19 protein-coding genes and 2 pseudogenes are annotated in these 20,765 nt (G+C 35.1%); 11 read left to right on the top strand and 10 right to left on the bottom strand.

The window, feature by feature from the left end:
- Window positions 1-346 precede the first annotated feature (346 nt).
- Window positions 347-802 (bottom strand): GNAT family N-acetyltransferase, encoded by a 456-nt coding sequence (locus ACTYBU_RS14500; protein ID WP_445490822.1) that lies wholly within the window; start codon window positions 800-802, stop codon window positions 347-349.
- A 797-nt stretch (window positions 803-1,599) separates the two neighbouring features.
- On the opposite strand from ACTYBU_RS14500, the gene ACTYBU_RS14495 reads away from it, so the two are divergent.
- From ACTYBU_RS14495 to ACTYBU_RS14480, 4 genes are all read left to right on the top strand, one after another.
- Window positions 1,600-2,379: an acetoin reductase gene (locus ACTYBU_RS14495; RefSeq protein ID WP_445490820.1), complete on the top strand. Its 780-nt coding sequence runs from the start codon at window positions 1,600-1,602 to the stop codon at window positions 2,377-2,379.
- Window positions 2,380-2,447: 68 nt separating this feature from the next.
- On the top strand, window positions 2,448-2,738 hold the full coding sequence (locus ACTYBU_RS14490) for a putative quinol monooxygenase (RefSeq protein WP_445490818.1): 291 nt from the start codon (window positions 2,448-2,450) through the stop codon (window positions 2,736-2,738).
- 472 nt (window positions 2,739-3,210) lie between these two features.
- Window positions 3,211-3,456 carry a sigma factor gene (locus ACTYBU_RS14485; RefSeq protein ID WP_445490816.1) on the top strand — a complete coding sequence of 82 codons (246 nt, stop codon included), beginning with the start codon at window positions 3,211-3,213 and terminating at the stop codon, window positions 3,454-3,456.
- Window positions 3,435-3,686, top strand: coding sequence for a DUF5643 domain-containing protein (locus tag ACTYBU_RS14480; protein ID WP_445490815.1), 252 nt, complete (start codon window positions 3,435-3,437; stop codon window positions 3,684-3,686). Before ACTYBU_RS14485 ends, ACTYBU_RS14480 begins: the two co-directional genes overlap by 22 nt.
- Before the next feature lie 175 nt (window positions 3,687-3,861).
- On the opposite strand, the gene ACTYBU_RS14475 is transcribed toward ACTYBU_RS14480, so the two are convergent.
- The 3 genes from ACTYBU_RS14475 to ACTYBU_RS14465 all read right to left on the bottom strand — a co-directional run bounded on the left by ACTYBU_RS14475 (window position 3,862) and on the right by ACTYBU_RS14465 (window position 4,706).
- Complete coding sequence (locus ACTYBU_RS14475) at window positions 3,862-4,266, bottom strand: GNAT family N-acetyltransferase (protein WP_445490813.1); 405 nt, start codon at window positions 4,264-4,266, stop codon at window positions 3,862-3,864.
- 49 nt (window positions 4,267-4,315) lie between these two features.
- Window positions 4,316-4,459: a transposase gene (locus tag ACTYBU_RS14470; protein WP_445490812.1), complete on the bottom strand. Its 144-nt coding sequence runs from the start codon at window positions 4,457-4,459 to the stop codon at window positions 4,316-4,318.
- 64 nt (window positions 4,460-4,523) lie between these two features.
- Entirely contained in the window at window positions 4,524-4,706 is a 183-nt protein-coding gene (locus ACTYBU_RS14465) for a hypothetical protein (protein WP_445490810.1), read from the bottom strand.
- Between the two features lie 571 nt (window positions 4,707-5,277).
- Between ACTYBU_RS14465 and ACTYBU_RS14460 the strand changes: the two genes are divergently transcribed.
- A complete protein-coding gene (locus tag ACTYBU_RS14460) occupies window positions 5,278-5,613 on the top strand; it encodes a zinc ribbon domain-containing protein YjdM (RefSeq protein WP_445490808.1) in 336 nt (111 codons plus the stop codon).
- A 63-nt stretch (window positions 5,614-5,676) separates the two neighbouring features.
- Here ACTYBU_RS14460 and ACTYBU_RS14455 read toward each other — a convergent pair whose 3' ends face one another.
- A complete protein-coding gene (locus tag ACTYBU_RS14455) occupies window positions 5,677-6,279 on the bottom strand; it encodes a DNA-3-methyladenine glycosylase (RefSeq protein WP_445490884.1) in 603 nt (200 codons plus the stop codon).
- Window positions 6,280-6,582: 303 nt separating this feature from the next.
- Here ACTYBU_RS14455 and ACTYBU_RS14450 point away from each other — a divergent pair, with 303 nt between their 5' ends.
- The 4 genes from ACTYBU_RS14450 (at window position 6,583) to ACTYBU_RS14435 (ending at window position 11,078) form a co-directional block, all read left to right on the top strand.
- The gene (locus ACTYBU_RS14450) at window positions 6,583-7,008 is read left to right on the top strand and encodes a DMT family transporter (protein ID WP_445490882.1); all 426 of its coding nucleotides are present in this window, start codon (window positions 6,583-6,585) and stop codon (window positions 7,006-7,008) included.
- 199 nt (window positions 7,009-7,207) lie between these two features.
- Window positions 7,208-7,906 (top strand): Crp/Fnr family transcriptional regulator, encoded by a 699-nt coding sequence (locus ACTYBU_RS14445; protein WP_445490806.1) that lies wholly within the window; start codon window positions 7,208-7,210, stop codon window positions 7,904-7,906.
- 34 nt (window positions 7,907-7,940) lie between these two features.
- Window positions 7,941-8,396, top strand: a complete 456-nt coding sequence (locus ACTYBU_RS14440; RefSeq protein ID WP_445490805.1) for a DMT family transporter — start codon at window positions 7,941-7,943, stop codon at window positions 8,394-8,396.
- A 1,251-nt stretch (window positions 8,397-9,647) separates the two neighbouring features.
- Window positions 9,648-11,078 (top strand): glycoside hydrolase family 68 protein, encoded by a 1,431-nt coding sequence (locus ACTYBU_RS14435; protein ID WP_445490881.1) that lies wholly within the window; start codon window positions 9,648-9,650, stop codon window positions 11,076-11,078.
- A 176-nt stretch (window positions 11,079-11,254) separates the two neighbouring features.
- Here ACTYBU_RS14435 and ACTYBU_RS14430 read toward each other — a convergent pair whose 3' ends face one another.
- Window positions 11,255-13,357, bottom strand: coding sequence for a GH32 C-terminal domain-containing protein (locus ACTYBU_RS14430; RefSeq protein WP_445490803.1), 2,103 nt, complete (start codon window positions 13,355-13,357; stop codon window positions 11,255-11,257).
- Between the two features lie 285 nt (window positions 13,358-13,642).
- Between ACTYBU_RS14430 and ACTYBU_RS14425 the strand changes: the two genes are divergently transcribed.
- Window positions 13,643-14,116 (top strand): Ig-like domain-containing protein, encoded by a 474-nt coding sequence (locus ACTYBU_RS14425; protein ID WP_445490801.1) that lies wholly within the window; start codon window positions 13,643-13,645, stop codon window positions 14,114-14,116.
- A gap of 683 nt (window positions 14,117-14,799) precedes the next feature.
- Here the strand turns inward: ACTYBU_RS14425 and ACTYBU_RS14420 are convergent.
- From ACTYBU_RS14420 to ACTYBU_RS14405, 4 genes and pseudogenes are all read right to left on the bottom strand, one after another.
- Window positions 14,800-15,003, bottom strand: a pseudogene (locus tag ACTYBU_RS14420) (zinc ribbon domain-containing protein); the annotation flags it as partial.
- A gap of 92 nt (window positions 15,004-15,095) precedes the next feature.
- Window positions 15,096-15,452: pseudogene (locus tag ACTYBU_RS14415) on the bottom strand (amino acid permease); the annotation flags it as partial.
- Window positions 15,453-15,582: 130 nt separating this feature from the next.
- Entirely contained in the window at window positions 15,583-16,704 is a 1,122-nt protein-coding gene (alr, locus tag ACTYBU_RS14410; RefSeq protein WP_445490800.1) for an alanine racemase, read from the bottom strand.
- A gap of 706 nt (window positions 16,705-17,410) precedes the next feature.
- Entirely contained in the window at window positions 17,411-18,832 is a 1,422-nt protein-coding gene (locus ACTYBU_RS14405; RefSeq protein WP_445490798.1) for an amino acid permease, read from the bottom strand.
- Window positions 18,833-19,509: 677 nt separating this feature from the next.
- Between ACTYBU_RS14405 and ACTYBU_RS14400 the strand changes: the two genes are divergently transcribed.
- Window positions 19,510-20,685 (top strand): trans-sulfuration enzyme family protein, encoded by a 1,176-nt coding sequence (locus ACTYBU_RS14400; RefSeq protein WP_445490796.1) that lies wholly within the window; start codon window positions 19,510-19,512, stop codon window positions 20,683-20,685.
- Window positions 20,686-20,765 lie beyond the last annotated feature (80 nt).

Genomic DNA, 20,765 nt, shown 5'->3' with positions numbered 1-20,765 from the left:
AGGAGGAAGGATCAAGCGTAGCGAATAAATCTATCAGGTTAGTAATTTCCGGTTTAATAGGATTGGCGATAAGTGCAACTAACCATCAGTGGGGTTCCCACTGATGGTTAGTTGCACTTATCGGACCTTAACGGGCAGTTATCCCCCGCCTATCTTCCTCGATTTCTCGGAATCTTGAGGCGGGGGTCTTACTGCCCGTTAAGAGTGGGATAAATATGGAATGATAAAGAAATAAAACAACTTTATTATTTTTATTTATGGAGCGTTTATGTACAAATAATAAAGTTGTTAAAAAAAAGTGAATTTCTGTTTTGTGATTTTAGAAAAGAAGCTTGTTTTAATAAGCTTATAATTCCAGTGTCATAAACATGCTATTCGGATCCTTTGTATAATCAGAAAAAGGTTGGCAATAGTGGAATCCCATATTAACATACAATCTTCGAGCTGGTTCGAAAGCATCCATTGATCCAGTTTCCAAGCTTAGCCTCTGATATCCTCGTTGTCTAGCTTCGTCGATTATATGTTCAAGAAGGCGTTTTGCAACCCCTTTTCTTAAATGAGAGGAAGATGTTTTCATTGATTTTATCTCCCCGTGTTGACGATCAAGTTCCTTCAGCGCCCCACAACCAAGTAAATCATCTTCTTCCCAAGCGCCCCAAAATGTGATTTCTGGTTTCTTTAATCCTTCAACATCAAGCGCGTGTACACTTTCAGGAGGAGAGTGTAGTGTCATGTTTTTTAAATGGTCCAATAATAATTCAATCACCTGAGAATTGGTTAAATCATCTTTTTTAATCTCCATAAAAAATCCCTTCCTTATTTCCAATTTTTCGACTTTTTTTATTATGGACAAGCGTATTTCCCATACAGGCTAATTTAAAACCCATAATACTAGAATAATATATTCATCCCTATTTTTAAAAGTATAACGGCTTTTTCCTTTCACTTAAGAGAACAATTTTGATCAGAACAAAATCTTCCTTCTATATTTGAATCAATGAAAGCAATAATTTGGTTTAAGTTGTCGAATTCACTTTGTATATTTTTCCAAGTATAGGGAAATCCCGAGAGGGGGAACCATCAAGAGCCTTTTTGGTGAAAGGGAAGAAAACCAATTTAAAGTTTTCAGAGCATGGGACGAGTGTTTTAAAAAGAATAGATTCCGTTTATAAACAACTATTTACGAACAGTTGACATTTAATAGATTGGAAAAGGGCTTGAATATATTGACATAAAATTGTCAATAAATGGTCGGTGTTTCTTTGTTATACTTGTGGAGAAGAAGGTTATTGAATTTTTTACCTTTTATGAAAAAATATGGTACATAATAGGGGGAATCAATTTCGAAAATGACAAGAATATTTTTATATGAAAGAAATAAGAAAAGGATAAACACCTCTATGAAAGAAGATAGGAAATTCCACTTGCATAGTGAGTGATGAGGTGCTTGGCAGGTAAAAGACTTAAATTTGATTGATACCACTAAAAGGAGGCGAGTCCTGGTTGCTAAAATTGTGCCCATGATGAACTACTCTTAGGAAGGATAGTTAATCAAGGTTGTAGGATATATTTAATAGATTTTAGCTATCGGGAATTAAGATGAGTCAAAAAGCATTAAAAACAGCAGTAGTGACAGGGTCAGCTCAAGGGATAGGAAAAGGAATTGCGTTAAGACTTGCACAGGATGGATTTAATGTTGTCATCAGTGATCTTAATATGGAAGCGGCAGAAGAAACAGCAAAAGAAATTCGTTCGCTTGGAAAAGGAAGCATTGCAGTAAAAGCGGATGTCAGCAAAAGAGACGATGTTTTTCAGCTTGTTGCAGAAGCGGTAAAAGAATTTGGGCAGCTGGATGTATTTGTTTCCAATGCGGGGATTGCACAAATTAAACCATTGTTGGAAGTGACAGAAGAGGACTTGGAAAAAATTTATAAAATCAATGTATTCGGTACATTCTATGGCATTCAAGCAGCTGCAGAGCAAATGAAAAAACAAAATGGCGGTAAAATTATTAATGCAGCAAGTATGGCTGCCCATAAAGGCCTCCCATTGCTCGGGGCATACTCCACTACAAAATTTGCTGTCAGAGGGCTTACTCAAGCTGCTGCACAAGAGCTTGCTCAATTTGGCATTACAGTAAACAGCTATTGCCCAGGTATTGTTGCGACACCAATGTGGGATCTGATTGATGAAAAAATGACCGATTATATGCATCTTGAACGCGGGGAAGCTACACAAAAATTCTTAGATGGCATTGCTTTAGGTCGTACGGAAACACCTGAAGATGTTGCGAAGTTTGTTTCATTCCTTGCTTCCAATGATTCTGATTACTTAACTGGACAATCCATACTCATTGATGGCGGCATTCAATACGTATAACATTCGTAGGCAATATTTTTTATCAAACCATTAAAAAATGATAGGATGGATTCAAGGGGTGATCAATAATGATTATCATACATGCTGTATTTAATGTAAATCCAGAAAAACGGGATGGTTTTTTAGCTGCAATGAAGCCATTAATTGCCGGTTCACAAGCAGAAGCTGGAAATATCAGCTATCAGCTTTATGAAGATGTGGATGCATTAAATACGTTTATTATGGTGGAGAAATGGAAAGATGAACAAGCCGTCAAAGCACATAATCAGGAAAGTCACTTTACAAACTTTGTAGTTAAAGCAGAGGAATTTTTATCAGAACCGCTTGATGTAGCGAAGTTTTCTGCGGAAAAGCAGTAAAAGCAGCTACTATTATTGGGTGATTTTTAAATAACCATAATGGTGAATAGGACGAAGTAATACAGAATTATATATATTAAAAAAAAGCTGTAATATAGGCCATAATCGTTGGCTTATTCTACAGCTTTTTTTAAATTGAATTAATGAATACAAATGTCGATTCTTAGATTTAGCTATAAAATAAGAAACCCAGATGTTTTAGAAAATAAACACAAGGATTAGTGTTCCTGCACCTACTGTCACTCGAACAATTCCAGTTACTTCGGAAAATAGGAGATTAAGATTTGTACGCTGACACTATCTCTGGAAAGATTGTATGAAAAAAGCTATGCCATCAGTCAACGATTAGACTGATTTGCACAGCTTTTTTTATTGTTAAAAACAAAATTAATATAAAAGATGAGAATAATCTCGCACCGCCTTCGTTGTATATAGTGAAAAAGCTTTTTCAATTCAGTAAGGAGATTTTGTTATGAAATGTACAAATAAAAATTTTATTAAGCGATTAAGGCAGCAAAAGGAAGAGGTAATTGAATTTGTCATTGATGAATATATGCCACTGATTAAGGCGATTATTTATAAAATTCTGCTGCCTATTGGCAGGGATGATTTAGTAGAAGATTGTGTAAGTGATGTATTTTTATCTGTTTGGCAACACAGTCAACAATTTGCTGGCGACATGATCGAATTTAAGCGGTGGATCGGCACGGCACGATAGCAAAATACAAAGCGATTGAGATTACTGATGACTTAGGCAATGAATATCATGTAGAAGGAAACGGAGGTACGGGCGATCGGCTGCAAAACTTTAAATGGAGCGCAACCATCGGAAAAATAGACGAAAAAGCAACAAAGCTTTATATCCATCCGACCATAATTTTCAGCTTGGGTGAAGGAAAGGGACATGAAGAACATAAAATAGAGACGATGGAGATTAATCTCCAATAAAGGGTTTTGTCGCTTTTTTTAAAATATTCCATTCTATATGATTTATAGCATGGAATGATGCCGAAGCAGACTTTAACCATTTTTCATAGTTCTAGAAAATGGAAAATAATTATTTCTTAAGCACAGGTCTTCCCAAAGAAGAGGTATATTGGAGCGACCTGTGCTTAGGTTGTATTTATATATACATCTCCATAATAACATAGCCAATTCCGCCTTTTTCAAACACTTGATCTGTCGCTTTTAAGCCGAATTTTTGATAGAAGCTGGTTTTGTTTTGGCGGGCATTGCACCAAAGTCTTTTTATTCCCATTTTTGCTGATTCTGCAATAACATGATCCAGCAATTTGCTGCCAATCCCTTTTCCTTGCTCTTCTTTTAGAGTGGCAAACTTTCTAAATTGAGCTTCGTCTTGTTCCGTATGAAGGGTAATAATGGATAGTAATTTCTCCCCTTTAAACAATCCATAATGAATGCTCTGATCGTCATCAGGTAATTTAATATAATCGATATTTTTATCTGGCCACATCACTTTTTGACGCAGTTCCCAAGTTTGTTCTTTATTGATGCGCATAATCTCCATTCTAGCAGCCTCCCTGATGCCAATTCATACCTTAATTCATAGACGACTTTTATTTTGTCTTCTTTGGTGATTTTTCCTTGTTTTGAACTAAGGCATTTAACTTTTTTAAATAGGCATTTTCCATACGTAATTGTTCTAACTCTACTTGTAGCTCTTTCATTTTTTCCTTTTCGGTTGTTTCTTTTTTAGGCATAGTAGTTGTTCTTTCCTTCTGGGAAACAAAGGTTTTCACCACCTGCTCTTTTGTACTGTTCCTCTCAATGTTGGACAGTATAAGGAGAAGACAAATTAAAGTGAATGGCAGTAGTAAAATAAGATGCCCTTTTCTCTACACGATATTTTAGTACCATCAGTTTAAAGGATGCCTCATAAAAAGTACAACTGCTTCTGGGCGCCAATCGTTCTTCTCCGTGTGTTTGATACAATTTCACCCACTTCATGATAGAAAATTTTCCACTTACATATAATTGAACAGCTAAGATTTTTTCTTCTAAAGTAAACCTTTTTTCTTTTTCATAAAAACACCCCAATCATTTACCTGTCCAATAATTGGGGTGCAGATCACTCCTACGGGATCTCGTCTATTTCGCTTTTCCCGTAGGAGTCTTCGTGTTTGCAGGCTTCTCCTTGCAACATATATAACAACAAACTCAAGAAAACAGTCTATATAAATCTAAATTCGTTTTCCAAGGTTTGTCGCTCGTCCCACGGAAAGCTTCGGAAAATCTAACGTTCACCCTTACTTTTATACTTTCCTCTTTATTCATAATAACCCCTTTTCCATGTTTGAAATTCTGTAAAAATCATTATAATTAAATATTGCCTCTATTTCTTTAGCTTAAATGTAATAAGTGTGGAAAGATTTAAGAAAATATTAAAAGGGAAGGTACTCGATATTGTTTGACATATTTATGTTTTTTTAAAGAAGTAATGTTGTATTACATATTAATAAGTTAAAATAGGAATCTGAATCAATTATTTATGAAAAAATAGTAGGCGGAGGAAAAAAGAATGCTTGAATTGCCAAATTGTCCTAAATGTAATTCTGAATATACATATGAAGATGGAAGTTTATTAGTTTGCCCTGAGTGTGCTCATGAGTGGTCACTTGAATCAGAAGTGAGCGAGGAAACGACACTGATTAAAGACGCAAATGGAAATGTGTTAAATGATGGTGACTCTATTACCATTATTAAAGATTTGAAAGTAAAAGGAAGTTCCTCTGTATTAAAAATCGGAACAAAGGTAAAAAGTATCCGTTTGGTTGATGGAGATCACGATATTGAATGTAAAATTGATGGTTTCGGGGCGATGAAATTAAAGTCGGAATTTGTGAAGAAAATCTAAATTTTAAATCTTGATGTAATGATCAACTCCCCTTTAGATAAGTAAATCTAAGGGGGGGTTTATTTATTTCCAACAATCTAACAGACAATCTCTTTTACGTATACCAGAAACATAAGGATTTCCTTTTACATAATAACGCAATGGTTTTAGCGTCCAATCTTCTTTATTTGGTATGCCGATGCGAGGTGTCTGTATGATTTCCTTTGGAATTTTACTGTTGGCTTCGTCTATAAATAAGTGCATATTATTGAGCATGCTTCCGTCTAAAGCTTTTGTGATAGCCATTGCTTTTGTTAATTTTCCTGGACCATTGCTTACTGAAGTTCCTTTTGTATTGCGATTAACTTCCATTTCCTCAATCCCTGCTACAGGTTCTATTGCACGAATAAGAACTGCTTGCGGATCACCGGCTTCTCTTGTAACAAGGTTAAGCATATGATGGGTGTGCATCGTATAAATATAAATCGTTCCACCTTTTTTATACATGGACTCAAGCCGGGGTGTACGTTTTCCAGCGTAGCTATGGCAAGCCATATCCATTTCCCCGATATAAGCTTCTGTTTCTACAATATATCCGCTATAAAAAGAAGATGCTGTTTTATGGACTAATAATTTGCCTAAAAGCTGCTGAGCAATCTCTTCTGTTGACAGATTAATATAATCAATCATTTAGGGGTATCTCCATTTCCTATAAAATTACTTATTCCTGTTTGATTTAGAGAAAATTAGCTTTGCACTTAATTTCATTGTATCTATTCCCTTACCCAACATATGTATAGAACAGTTTAATAGAAGGAAGGGTAATCTCCAAATAAAACAGGAAAAGGAATAGAATTTGGGACATATGTCCTTTCTAAATGGGAAAATTTATTATTTAATGATAATATTGCAGTTCAAGTAACAAAGCATTTGATGAAGCGGAAAAAATTGCCTATATTAAAAAAGAAATTTATTTTGGAGAGTGCAGAAATGAAAGGAAGTATATTTGCGTTTTTAGGTGGAGCTTTCATTACCATACAAGGTGTGGCTAATACAAGGATTAGTCAGAGTATAGGTACATGGCAGGCAGCGACGCTTACCCAGTTAACAGGATTTCTTGCTGCTTTGCTTATCCTCTTGTTTGTTCGGGATGGAAAATGGGAAGGGTTTAAGCAGGTAAACCCACTTTATTTAACTAGCGGGGCTTTGGCAGCGGTCATTATTTTCAGTAATGTTCTGGCGATTCAACAAGTTGGTGTTACCATTACGATAGCAGTTGTATTGATTGCGCAGCTAAGTATAACGTTTGTTATTGATAGTTACGGCTGGTTTGGTGTGAAAAGACAGAAGATGAGAGTGCCTCATTTTTTTGGCGTTGCCATGATGATAATTGGCATTGTCATTTTAAGCATTTAATATAAAGTGAACTTTTCCATCAGTGGGGGTTTTCTTCATCCCCCACTGATGGTTAGTAGAACTTATCGGACCTTTACGGGCAGTTATCCCCCACCTAGCTTCCTCGATTTCTCAGCATTTTGAGGTGGGGGTTTTACTGCCCGTTAAGAGTGGGATAAAAGGGACTTCAGGAAAGGCAGCGGATAGAGGTGGAAACAAAGTGAAAGAATTAAAAGATAGGGAGCAGATTCAGTCCCATTTACGTGGACATCGAATAGATTCTATATTTAATGAGGAATTAATGTCATTTGCTTCTTTGTATCTATTCAATGAAGGCGATTTCATTTGTTCACAGGGAGATCCATCTGAGTACTTATATATCTTTGTTAAGGGGAAAATTAAAATTTATATGACATCCGCAGAAGGCAAAACATTAATTCTATCTTTTAAAACACCCCTTGAAGTGATTGGAGATATTGAATATATAAGGGGTATAGATATCATCAATACCGTTCAGGCTGTATCTACTGTGTCGATGGTTGGCATTCCATACCGTGTACTGCGGAAATATGGAAGTGATCATGCTCCTTTGTTGAGATTTCTCCTTGATATTATTACGCAAAAATTTCATGTTAAATCCAACTCTTTAAGCTTTAATTTGCTGTATCCGGTGGAAGTAAGATTAGCAAGCTACTTATTATCCATCTCTTTTGATGAAACGGATTCATTATTTAGCGACGAATTAAGTAAAATTAATGTGAAAGACACGGCAAATTTTATTGGAACAAGCTATCGACATCTTAACAGGGTTATTCAAAAGTTTGTAGCTGAAGACCTAATTGAGCGCAGCAAAGGTACTATTTTTATAAAAAATAGAGAAGGTTTAAGAAAAATGGCTAGTAGGAGTATTTATGAGTAAGAAGTAAAATTTGAAAAAATAGGAGCGTAAAAGAATGCTAGTAGGAATAGTCTTGTCTCTTATCGCTGGGGGACTTGTAGGATTACAGAATATTTTCAACAGCAAGGTGAATGAACGAGCTGGATCTTGGTCAACTACAACATTGGTTTTAGGAATGGGATTTCTTGCATCCTTGACGATCGGTTTCATAGTGGAAGGAAAGAGATTATTTTCTTTGCAGAATATGCAGCCATGGTTTTGGTTCAGCGGTTTAATTGGTGTTGGAGTGGTAACTTGTCTTGTCCAAGGGATGAAGCGCCTGAGGCCAACTTATGCTATCTCGATTATTTTAATCGCACAGCTAGGTTTTGCAATGCTGCTTGATTCACTGGGCTGGTTCGGAATAACGAAAGTGCCTTTTACACTTAAACAGCTAATTGGCGTGCTTGTTATTACAGGAGGTATTTTTGTATTTAAATTGGGAGGAGAACGAAAGAAACAGGAATCGTAATAGGTCAAAAAGAAAATCCACAAGAACCATTTCTTCTGGCTTTTCTTTTTGGTTTACTATGTTGGAATAAAAAATGTATGAAAACATGGTATGTTATTTTTTCAGCGAAACACCAATTATCGTATTATATAAGGGAAAACCTGTATTATAATGTTTTTAATAATTTTATTGTTTTGTTTTTTTTGTAAACAAATAGTAAATTAATTATTAGTCTAGTTTATTTTGTAAAATTAAGGTATAGTAGTCTTTGTAAAAATGATAAGGAGGAGAAATATGAGGAAGTGGTTTAAAGTCGCTTGTATGGTCATCCTAGGTTTCTTTATTATTGGAAACTTTCAACCAGATGTACAAGCAAGCAGCAAAAGTACAACTTACTATGTAGCAAAAACAGCGAATTTTTATGATGGTACCTCAAGTAAAAAGAAACAAATCAGTGTGATAGACATTAATAATAAATTGACGACGAAAACGTCTAAATCTAACAAAATGTATGAAGTAGCATACAAAGGAAGAAAGGGTTATGTGTATGCAAGCCGTCTTTCTACAAAACAAACAAAAGTAACAAGGTATATTAAAGAAAAATCAAATATATACGACAGTAGTAAAAAGAAAAAACTGGCAAGTGTGGATATTAATACAAAATTCACAACAACGAGCCCACTATCAGATAAAATGGTAGAAGTAACATACAATGGGAAAAAGGGCTATGTATATACAAGCCGTCTTTCTAGTAAACAAACAAAGGTAACAAGATATATTAAGGAAAAATCAAACCTATACGATTTTACAAAAAAGAAAAAACTGGTAAGCGTTGATATCAATACGAAATTGATAACAACAAGCTCATTATCAGATAAAATGGTAGAAGTTACTTACGGTGGAAAAAAGGGCTATGTGTATACAAGCCGTCTTTCTAGTAACCCAACAGAAGTAACTCGATATATCACAACAAAATCAAACCTTTATGATTCTAGTAAAAAGAAAAAAATAGCAAGCCTGGATATCAATACGAAATTAACAACAACAAGTCCATTATCAGATAAAATGGTAGAAGTAACATATAAAGGAAAAAAAGGATATGTATATACAAGCCGCCTTGCAATAGAAGGTAAGGAATATACAATATATGCTGCAAAATTCAACTCATCGAAGGAACCGGTTTCAATTCCTGTGTATAATGAAAGTAATAATGTTCTTACGGAAGTTCCTACTAATACAAAATTTGTAAGCACAAGTGCATTGTCAGAAACGATGTATGAAGTACTTTATAATAATAAAAAAGGCTTTGTTCGTGCAGCAGATACAGCTACAAAACCATATTCTTATACTGAGGGTTATGGACTTTCCCATATTACACAAGCCCAAATGGAACAATTACCACAACAGCAAAATAGTAATCAATTTAAAGTGCCAGTATTTGATCAAAATACAATAAGAAATATTTCTTCTGCAAAAGGTGAAGATAAGTTTAGCAATTTAATTGATTTAGATGTTTGGGATACATGGCCATTACAAGATGCAAATGGACAAGTAGCAACATATAATGGCTATAACATTGTTTTCGGTTTAGCAGGAGATCCCAATGACGCAGATGATACAAAAGTTTATATGTTCTATCAAAAAGTTGGCGAAAAATCTATTGATAGTTGGAAGCTCGCTGGAAGAGTTTTTAAAGACAGTGATAAGTTTGCGGCAAATGATCCGATTTTAAAACAAGAAACACAAGAATGGTCAGGATCTGCTATGTTAATAGATGGTGAAATTCGTTTGTTCTATACAAGTTTTTCTAATCATTACAGTAAACAAACATTAGCTACAGCACAAGTAAATGTGTCAGAAGCAGATGATGAAACGATTAAGATTGAAGGTGTAGAGGATCATAAGTCCATTTTTGATGGAGATGGAAAAACCTATCAAAATGTGCAGCAGTTTATTGATGAAGGTGCTTATGGTACTGGTGATAATCATACATTAAGAGACCCTCATTATATCGAGGATAATGGTCATAAATATCTAGTGTTTGAAGCAAATACTGGAACAGAGATTGGTTATCATGGAGATAAATCTCTTTATAATACGGCTTATTATGGTGACGATGATAACTATTATTTAGAAACGCAAACAAAGCTATTTAACAATGGTAAAAAACAACTAGCTTCGTTAGCTAATGGTGTATTGGGTATTATCGAAATAAATGATGATTTCACACTGAAAAATGTATTGAACCCACTGATCACTTCTAATACAGTAACAGATGAAATCGAACGAGCAAACGTCTTTAAACTAGACGGAAAATGGTATTTATTCACAAGTTCTAGAGGGAATAAAATGGCTGTTGATGGAATTACTGGAGAGGATATCTATATGTTAGGATATGTTTCTGATTCATTAACAGGAGGATATAAACCATTAAATGACACTGGACTTGTACTTTATATGAACCTTCCGAAAAGTGATGTAACATTCACCTATGCACATTATGCTATCCCACAAAAACAGGGTAATGATGTCGTAGTAACAAGTTATATGACAAATCGAGGAGAACATTTAACAAGACGCACAACATTTGCTCCAAGCTTCTTAATTAATATTCAAGGATCAACGACTAAAGTTAACCATGACAAGATACTTGAACAAGGACAAATAACATTGGAAGAAGATGCTTCTTCTTATAAAAAGTAGGATATATTAAACAGTAAATATTCTTAACTAATCAAAAACGACTTGAAAGGATAAAGGCTTTCAAGTCGTTTTATCATAAAAAATGGATAGAACTAATATTTTTGGGTTGTGTTGATACATACTCACCGAAAAAAGAGGGAGTCAAAATTTTTAATTTTGGTTCCCTTTTTTTAATATTAATCTATATTTTTAAGCTTTATATTTTGAAATGAGGTTGTGCCATTCCAAACATTTAATCCTACTTTACCAGAAGCAAGTGAATCGTCTTGTTTAGTTATTAATAATTCATTGTTCACGTAAACGCGGATTTGTTTTCCGCGTGTTTCAACCTTCATATGATACCCATTTTCCAGATCAATATGATAAGGTGCGGTAGAAAGAATGGTTGCTTGTCCGTTTATTCTCTTCCATAATTTCACTATCTGTCCATTCACATCTATATTAGCAATATAGGCATTGCTAGCATTCTCATCCGAGCGGAAAACTAATCCACCAGCTCCTTGGTTGCCGATTTTAATATCAGCTTCATAGTGAAAGTCTTTGCTTGCTTGTTTACCGAGTGTAAAGGCATCCCCCATATCGCTTCCTTGCTTCCCAGCGTATGTATCCGCCCATAGGCCATTAATATTATGCCAATCAGTAATATCCGAATGTAGTGGGCTTTTGCCCCAAATATCGCTAAGTGAATACACTTGCAGGGAATCAAGTGTAACAGCACCATCATTTGCGAATAACTCTACAGCATTGCTTGAAGGATCTGGGAAGATTTGATCTGTGATGGAAATTTGCCCGTTATTCCCAAATAGCTCAACGGAAGAGCGGTCAATGAAGATGTGCATTTTAATATGACCATTAGCAGGTGTTAAAGGTGCTTCATGAATTTTTGCAAACTGATCATAAAATCCAGCGTCTCCAGAATGAGTGCGATCGATATAAATTGTTTGGCTGTTTTTGTTATAGCCTATCGTTGTGAATTGATCGTTCTCTTTTCTCACTTTGAACCCAAAAGCACTCGCAGAAGTTGTATCATTCACTTTAAAATCAGCAACTAATTCAATCGTATCGCCATGTATATCGGAAAGCAGGTTATTTTGTTCTTTAATAGTTTGCTGATTATAAGATTTTAGGTTGTTACGCAAAACTTCTAACTGACTAATTGGGGTTTCTATTAATCGAACCTCGCCAGTATCTAAGGTCTTTAGTTCCAGCTTTCTAGGAATTGTATTAGCACTGCGCCAAGTAGAAGTTGGCGTATTGTTCGCATACTTCCAATTACTCATCCAAGCAATCATTGTACGGTATTCATCATTGTTCGGTGCATTCTCCCATGTTACTCCTGCATAAAAATCTGGACCATAGTCAAGCCAATGGGCATCAGGGGTGTCTGGTGTAAATGTTTTTCCGTCAAACGAACCAATATAGTATTCCATACCAGATCCTCCTGCAATTGCACCGTCACCTAGACTGGTTGTTAATACCCATTTGTTGTTGTTTTTATTACCATCTACAGGCAGTGAAAATATTTCTGGACATTCAAATAATGTTTGATCTGTTGCATTTTGAGGCTTAAATTCACTAGCAAATGTCCAATCTTTAAGGTTTGATGATGTATAGAAAATAATCTGATCTTTTGCTGCCAAAGGCATGATCCACGAATTGGTTTCTTCATGCCAAAATACTTTCGGATCACGCCAGTCTGGTTTAGGAAAATCCTTCATAATAGGATTACCCTCATACTTTGTCCACGTATTTCCTTCATCTAAACTATAAGCGATACTTTGATTTTGTTGGCCGTTGTTATTTTGTGTATAGATTGCTACTAGTGGTGGATTATTTTCATCTCCAAAGCCGCTAGTATTATGATAATCTACTACAATACTGCCAGAAAAAATTTGACCATTACTATCAGGTGCTAATGCAACAGGAAGGTGTTCCCAGTGAACTAAATCTTTGCTGACTGCATGTCCCCAGTGCATTGGCCCCCATTGCGTACTATAAGGATAATATTGATAAAATAAATGGTATTTTCCTTTGTAATAGACCGTTCCATTTGGGTCGTTCATCCAGTTAGCTTCAGGTGTATAATGAAACTGTGGTCGATATGTTTCATTGTAATATCCGTCTGTGTCCCCTTTTGAAGCAGGTATTTGTGTTTGTTTATTTCCGTATTGTTGATTGGATGCTTGCTTTTCTTTTTTGTAAAAATAAATAGTGCACAAGCCAGCAATAAAAATACATAATGTAATTACAAATATGAGTAGTTTTCTTTTTTTTGTCATCTTTTCTCCTTATAATTGTATTTTAAGAATTAGGATAGAAGAATGATATATCATTAATATCATATGTTGATTCATAAAAACTCATTTTATCCCACTCTTAACGGGCAGTAAGACCCCCACCTCGTTCAGGTTCACAAGTTGTTAATTCATATGTAACGAATACATCAAATGGAGAAGCGGCAATATCACAAAAATAAAACCTTACACAGCTTATTTAACGGAAAATCATGCAGTCCGTACCGGACCATCTACAAAACATAAAAAAGAATTAAAGAGGCTAATTCGTTGACAGCTAACATTGTTAATAATAATTCAACAGCAGTAGCGGGAAAAACTGTTAGTAATGCAATGGTTACAGCAACTATCTCTGGTAAAAGCTATAAAACAAAAGCTAGATCGGACGGTTCTTTCAAAATTAACATACCTGTCCAAAATACGGGCAAAAAAATCTCTGTGTATAGCGAAGACGCATATGGAATCAAGAGTCTTACGAAAGAGATCACTGTAACACGTGTCGCTCCAAATGTGCCTAGTGTTGATAAAGTGAAATCATCATCCACAAGTGTAAGTGGTTTAGCAGAGAAAAAAGCTAAAATAAGAGTTAAAATCGGTAGCAAATCGTATTATGCTAATGTTGATTCTAAGGGGAAGTTCAAAGTTAAAATACCTAAGCAAAAAACTGGAACTAAACTATATGTATCTGTTATAGATTCAAAAAATAAAACAAGTGCAACAAAAACGGTGACAGTTTCTAAATAATTTAATAAGCTAATAGATTTAAATTCTATCCCACTCTAAACGGGCAGTAAGACCCCCCACCTCAAGATTCTGAGGAATCGAAGAAGTTAGGTGGGGGATAACTGCCCGTAAAGGTCCGATAAGTTCAACTAACCATCAGTGGGGGATGAAGAAAACCCCCACTGGTGGAAAGGTTCACTTTATAAAAATAACCCCAAGAAAGTTAGTTGAAATCTTTCTTGGGGTTTCTTTATCCCACTCTAAACGGGCAGTAAGACCCCCACTGATGGAAGTTTACTTTATTATCAATTTTTCTTTAATTATCCCTCTCTTTTAAACGATGTAACATTGAGCAAGAGGGGAATCTACTACTCTAAAAACTCAGGGTGAATGACAATCGCCGCACAAAAAAACATACTAGGACTCTGTTTAAACTGGTACCTGCTCTTTCAAACTTTTTCTTCTTCCTAACATTCTCTTTTGCATATTGACATCCTCCCCCACCTAAAATCCTAACGAATTTTTGAGGAAGGGGATTCCAAAGGGATTTCACTGCGTTACTAACCGTCAGTGCCTTTCGTATTACCGTTACCTCCTCCCAGTCTGCACGTTGTTTCCAAAACAAAGAACGGTAGGGAATCATCAGTTAGGTGCATAGCTCAGTCAGGAGCCTTGCGAAGTACATAGAATCCTTCGCAGCGGTTTTAAGCCGCAGTCTTATCTTTTGATGGTCGTGTAGAAATAACAAAACTTGCATTGACATCTTCATTTTGTTTATGTCCACATGAGCATGTATACAAAGAGCCTCGACGGTTCTTCTTTTGTGTATTGCCACATTTAGAGCATTCTTGACTCGTTTTGTATGGATTCACTTTTTGCACTTCTAGCTCGGCTAATCGTGCTTTATAAGTAAGTTTTTGTTTCTAAGTCAAAGAAAGCCCAGGAATGAATCGTTCTTTCGCTTTTTTTTCAATATTTTTTCATGGATCGAATACAACATGACACAAGAGAGGAAGCATAAAATGAACGTTATGATTGGAACAATAGGATACAAGGGTGTTTTAAATTTTAAATCTTTTATATCGTTTCCTTTCTTTATATAGGAACGACGGAACATAAACTGAGAAGCTGCAATCCCCATCCATACAATTACCACAGCTAATCCAGAAATGGATACTAATACAATATACACCGTTTGGGCTTTCATGATACTTGAGAGCAGAGATAAAATTCCACCAAGCATTGTTAAAATTAAAGCGTTCATTGGAACGCCTTTTTTCGTTACTTTGCTAAAGGATTTCGATATCATTTTTTCATTGGATAAAGACCAAAGCATACGAGTTGCTGCATAGAGACTATCATGTACAGATTTATGAACAAAGGGACTTGGTTATATCCGGTCATTGGAATGATGAATGGCAACTAGCCCAAATTCTATGTTTGCCATCGTTTATTTTTTGCGTAATATTGTGTTAAATAAAAAGTTATTAACCATTTTTATAATATCTTGGAACACGATTGGTTAAAAGAAGAATTACTTCACAATTATTCATATTTTGCTTATCTCCAACTTCATCTGAAGTGATTGAATGTGGATAATCTTTTCCAATTAGTGTTACTTTACTGCCTACAGGTAATTCATAAGGTAAACGAATCATACATTGATCCATGCCTATTTTTCCGATAATAGGAGCAAGGCACCCATCTACTATTACTTGAAAACCTTGCATTTTACTGGTCCATCCATCAGCATATCCAATAGGTAAAGTCCCTATCCATTCCTTTTCAGTAACCGTATAGGTTGAACTATAACTTATCTTATCCCCTTTATATGCCAACTTTACTTGTGTTAGCCTTGTATAAAGCGATAATGCAGGATAAAGTCGGAAAGGTAAAATGTCTTTTATTTCATAAGATGGATTTAGTCCATACATTGCTACACCAAAACGTACCGCTGTAAAAGGAAGTGTTGGATGGAGTAATGCTGAGGCACTGTTAGAACAGTGAACAAAGGTAGGTTCTTTTTCTAATGAAGCAACCATTCTTTTAAACTGGCTAAGCTGCATTTCAAAATAAGTTGTATCAAATTGATCTGCAGATGCAAAGTGGGTGAAAATTCCTTCTATTATCCATTGGTTAAGTGATAAAATAGCTTTTTCGATTTTTTTCATTTCATGTATTTCGCGAAAACCAATTCGTCCCATACCTGTATCAACAGCAAAGTGGATTTTGAGGGGGGTATAACCATCCCAATAGTTTTTTAATTCTTGAAAATGAGCTTGATCTATAATGGGAAATGATATGTTATACTTGCCAGCTAGGTTTACATCATGTGGGCGAATAGGTCCTAAAACCAAAATGGGAACTTGATTAATTCCATTCTTTCGAATAAACAGAGCTTCATCTAATAACGCAACGCAGAACCCTTTTGCACCAGCTCTTAGTGCAGCCTTAGCGACTTCTAGTGTTCCGTGACCGTAAGCTCCGCCTTTTAATACCGCAAATAAGGTTGTATTGTTTGGTAATATAGAAATTGCATTTTTGATATTTTGTTCAATTGCTTTTAAATCTACTTCTATCCAGGTATCTCGGTGTAAACCAATTTCCATAGTTAAATCTCCCTTCTTTTGAGAAAAAGTGAACAAATATTCTAGAGTATCACTCTGTTTTTTTATATTTTGTTTTTGGAAAAAAAGCATTATTTTGTGTTCGATCAATCAAAATGTTAGAAGAAATGATGAATAATAATGACTATTCTTCATAATTAACCTAATACGATAAGGTTTTATATTAATTGATCAGATAGAGAATTCTGATCAATTAAATTTGTTTACTCTTCTTCACATGAAAGGGTGAAGAGCTTTTCTAATAAAATAAGAAAAAATAAAATTTTTAAGCAGAGAATAATATCTAGCACCAGAGCCTATCGTACTCATTTCGCTTGCGCTTTTCTTAAAGAGATAAGAAAGTATAAGTTTTCTGAAGTCTGACGGGTGTCTAGCTCCAGCGCCTATTGCCTATCGAACTTCAGGTCTTCTCCCTACGATAAGTCAACATCGATTCGCTAACGCTCATCGTGTTTCCTTTATCTCAGTCGAAGCTCTTCCAGTTCGTACGGCAATGACCAAGGCGCTTGCGCTTTTCTTATTATGAATAACCATCATAGATTTGTTTTCTCAAGTCCGTTTAGAATATCGTTAATCCTTCATGATGATAGATAGTTAGTCTTACTTTGGATCTCTCTTTTCGTTAGAATATCAAGTATCTACATAAGAATAAAAAGCAGGAAGGGGGATCCTTCCTGCTTTTTAAGATTTAGGACTCTGTAACTTCTCCCTGTTTTCTTAAACTTTTATTCTTCCGCATACTCTTTCTTGCATAATAAAATATATAACAAAAGGCTACAAAGGGAATGGTGTAAAACAATGCCACTCTTTGAGATGGATCAAATACAACCATTACACAAGACAGGAAGCATAAAATGAACGTTACGATAGGAACAACAGGATAAAAAGGTGTTTTGAATTTTAAATCTTTTATATCATTTCCTTCCTTTATATAGGAACGACGGAACATAAACTGAGAAGCTGCAATCCCCATCCATACGATTACAACAGCTAATCCAGAAATGGATACTAACACAATATAAACTGTTTGGGCAGGCATGATACTTGAGATAAGAGATAAAATTCCACCAAGCATCGTTAAAAATAAAGCATTCATCGGAACGCCTTTTTTCGTTACTTTGCTAAAGGATTTCGAAATCATTTTTTCATTTGATAAAGACCAAAGCATACGAGTTGCTGCATAAAGTCCAGAATTTGCACAAGATAAAATAGCGGTTAAAACAACAAAGTTCATAATCGTTCCTGCATAGGGGACTCCCATGCTGTTAAGAACTAATACAAAGGGACTTTGATCAACTCCGGCTTCTTTCCAAGGAATTAATGCTGAAATAACGGTGATGCTTCCTATGAAAAAGATAATAAGTCTGATAAGTGTAGTGTGAATTGTTTTAGGGATAACCTTTTCAGGATCAGCTGTTTCTCCAGAAGCCACACCAATTAGTTCTGTACCAGAAAAAGCAAAGTTAACTGCAAGCATTGTTAAAAACACGGCACTAAATCCATTTGGAAAAAGACCATCATGTACAAGGTTTGAGAATAATGGAGCTTCGTTATATCCTTCCATTGGAATAATTCCAAATATCGCTAATCCGCCAATGAGGATAAATAATATAATGGCAATTACTTTTATGCTGGAAAACCAAAATTCTGTTTCGGCGAAAAAGCGGACAGAAAAAGCGTTAATAGCAAAAAGTAAAATAATAAAGAATGCACTCCAAATGGAAACAGAAATGGAAGGGAACCAGCTTTCCATTATTAAACCTGCTGCTGTAAATTCAGAACCGAGAGCAACTGTCCACGTCAACCAATAAAGCCAAGCCATGGTGAATCCTGTTCCTGGACCGATAAATTTCGTTGCATATGTATGGAAAGAACCGGTTACAGGCATTTTAACGGTTAATTCTCCTAAACATAGCATGACTAAATAAACAATAACGGATCCTAATAGATAAGCAAGGATGGTTCCTATTGGTCCAGCTTGGTTAATAGTGTAACCGGAACTTAGAAAAAGACCAGTTCCGATAACACCGCCAAGTGAAATCATAAATAAATGTCTGCTTTTCATGGATCGATGCAAGGAATTTTCCTTTGTGTTGTTGGTGTCTAACATATAAATGTCCCCTTTATTGATAATCTACTTATAGATTACATTATTATATGAAAAATATATAAAATACAATCTTTTCTGAAAACTAGGCGGAAGATTAAATATTGCGAATAGTAAAATAAACAATAATCTGTAGGTATAAAAAGCTTAGGTCATCCGTTAATAGCTCCTTTCACTATAAATGATCGGTCAAAAATTGAATATTGCATATTGTATTTTTTAAAAATTTATCATGTAATCGTTTTTTGTACAATTAAATTGTCAGAAAATATGACATGAAATTTCGTTTAAGCGTTTATTTTTTAATAATTTGATGGAGAAGAGACAGGGGAAACGGTGTATGACAATCATCAAAAGTGTGTAAGTAAAAAATAAATTTGATTATTTGTATAATACAATATACAATATGCAATAATTGCATTTTAAAATGGCTGTTTTATCAAAGTTTGTTGTTTTGAACAAATAATGATTACAGAAACGTAGAGCAGAATGCATACACGTAGACTCCTGCTTAGATTAGCGAGACAGGTGAGACCCCGCAGGAGCGTAAGTGACGAGGAGGCTCCGCGCTTGCCCCGCGGAAAGCGAAGTGTAAGCAGTCTGCTCGTTTACAAGCAACAATCTATACGAAAACAGCCTTTTAAATAAGTCCATTGAATGATAGATCGGAGGAACTCATGATGAATCAAAACTTTAATACATTATTAACTAGATTAGGCAGTCATAATCCTAACTCATTATCTGCTCCAGAAAATATACCGCTAACGATGAGTTCGGTATTTGCTTTTGATGATGTTGATACTTTAAATAAAGTCTACAACGGAGAAGCGGAAGGGTTTATTTATTCACGGATGACAAATCCTGTTCATGAAGCATTAAAAGAGGTGATGTTTTCTATAGATGGCGGTGAGGATGCCCTTGTGTTTTCTTCTGGAATGGCGGCTATAACTTCTACCTTATTATCGCATTTAGAAGCAGGAGATCATGTTATCGCATCTCAAGTTTTATATGGAGAAACGTATGAGTTTTTAAAATACCAACTTAAAAAATTTAACATTGAAGTTTCTTTTGTCGATTTCCATGGTGACTTTGAACATTATTTTCGTCCGAATACGAAGCTTGTTTACACAGAAACTATTTCTAATCCGATAATGGGTGTGGAAAATATACAAGAATTAGCAAAAATCACACATAAGCATAAAGCGAAATTAGTAATAGATAATACATTCGCCACCCCAATAGTTTGTCAGCCGTTAAAATTTGGAGTAGATATCGTTATTTATAGTGCTACTAAATATATTTGCGGACATGGAGATGTTACAGGGGGGATTGTTGTATCTGATAAAGAAACCATCAAAGCAATCGACAAGGTTGGTACGCTATATGGTGGTTGTATGAGCCCGTTTGATGCATGGATATTAATTAGAAGTTTAAAAACATTAGAGTTAAGAATGAAAGAACATTCTAAGAATGCCTATAAATTAGCAGCCTTTTTTGAAAAACACCCTAAAATCAATAAGGTCTTTTATCCAGGATTAGAATCTTCTCCCTATTTTCATATAGCAAATTCTTATTTTAATAATGGTTTGTTTGGAGGAATGCTGTCAATCGATTTAAAGGGGGATGAAGAAAATTACCGCATTTTTATCGATAATTTAGAAGGGATAAAGTTTGTACCTAGTTTAGCGGGTGTAAAAACAACTGTTTGCTCACCGGCAATTACTTCTCATCGAAATTTAAATGATTCGGAATTGGAGGAATCGGGCATATCGAAAGGACTTATTCGCATCTCTACAGGACTCGAAAATATTGATGATTTAATAAATGAATTTAATAAAGTTTTGGATCTGCTTTAATAAAGCAATTTTATTTGCAACAATATAAATAATAGTTGAAACAAACTTAGATTTTATACGCTGTTTCAATTTATAAACAA

The sequence above is a fragment of the Niallia sp. 03133 genome (assembly GCF_052663225.1).
This window is presented reverse-complemented; position numbering and strand designations above follow the sequence as displayed.

What these genes read in the sequence shown, in the direction of transcription:
- ACTYBU_RS14500 (WP_445490822.1), bottom strand. Translation starts at nt 802, where the DNA reads ATGGAGATTAAAAAAGATGATTTAACCAATTCTCAGGTGATTGAATTA.
- ACTYBU_RS14495 (WP_445490820.1), top strand. Translation starts at nt 1,600, where the DNA reads ATGAGTCAAAAAGCATTAAAAACAGCAGTAGTGACAGGGTCAGCTCAA.
- ACTYBU_RS14490 (WP_445490818.1), top strand. Translation starts at nt 2,448, where the DNA reads ATGATTATCATACATGCTGTATTTAATGTAAATCCAGAAAAACGGGAT.
- ACTYBU_RS14485 (WP_445490816.1), top strand. Translation starts at nt 3,211, where the DNA reads ATGAAATGTACAAATAAAAATTTTATTAAGCGATTAAGGCAGCAAAAG.
- ACTYBU_RS14475 (WP_445490813.1), bottom strand. Translation starts at nt 4,266, where the DNA reads ATGGAGATTATGCGCATCAATAAAGAACAAACTTGGGAACTGCGTCAA.
- ACTYBU_RS14470 (WP_445490812.1), bottom strand. Translation starts at nt 4,459, where the DNA reads ATGCCTAAAAAAGAAACAACCGAAAAGGAAAAAATGAAAGAGCTACAA.
- ACTYBU_RS14465 (WP_445490810.1), bottom strand. Translation starts at nt 4,706, where the DNA reads ATGAAGTGGGTGAAATTGTATCAAACACACGGAGAAGAACGATTGGCG.
- ACTYBU_RS14460 (WP_445490808.1), top strand. Translation starts at nt 5,278, where the DNA reads ATGCTTGAATTGCCAAATTGTCCTAAATGTAATTCTGAATATACATAT.
- ACTYBU_RS14450 (WP_445490882.1), top strand. Translation starts at nt 6,583, where the DNA reads ATGAAAGGAAGTATATTTGCGTTTTTAGGTGGAGCTTTCATTACCATA.
- ACTYBU_RS14440 (WP_445490805.1), top strand. Translation starts at nt 7,941, where the DNA reads ATGCTAGTAGGAATAGTCTTGTCTCTTATCGCTGGGGGACTTGTAGGA.
- ACTYBU_RS14435 (WP_445490881.1), top strand. Translation starts at nt 9,648, where the DNA reads ATGTATGAAGTACTTTATAATAATAAAAAAGGCTTTGTTCGTGCAGCA.
- ACTYBU_RS14430 (WP_445490803.1), bottom strand. Translation starts at nt 13,357, where the DNA reads ATGACAAAAAAAAGAAAACTACTCATATTTGTAATTACATTATGTATT.
- alr (WP_445490800.1), bottom strand. Translation starts at nt 16,704, where the DNA reads ATGGAAATTGGTTTACACCGAGATACCTGGATAGAAGTAGATTTAAAA.
- ACTYBU_RS14405 (WP_445490798.1), bottom strand. Translation starts at nt 18,832, where the DNA reads ATGTTAGACACCAACAACACAAAGGAAAATTCCTTGCATCGATCCATG.
- ACTYBU_RS14400 (WP_445490796.1), top strand. Translation starts at nt 19,510, where the DNA reads ATGAATCAAAACTTTAATACATTATTAACTAGATTAGGCAGTCATAAT.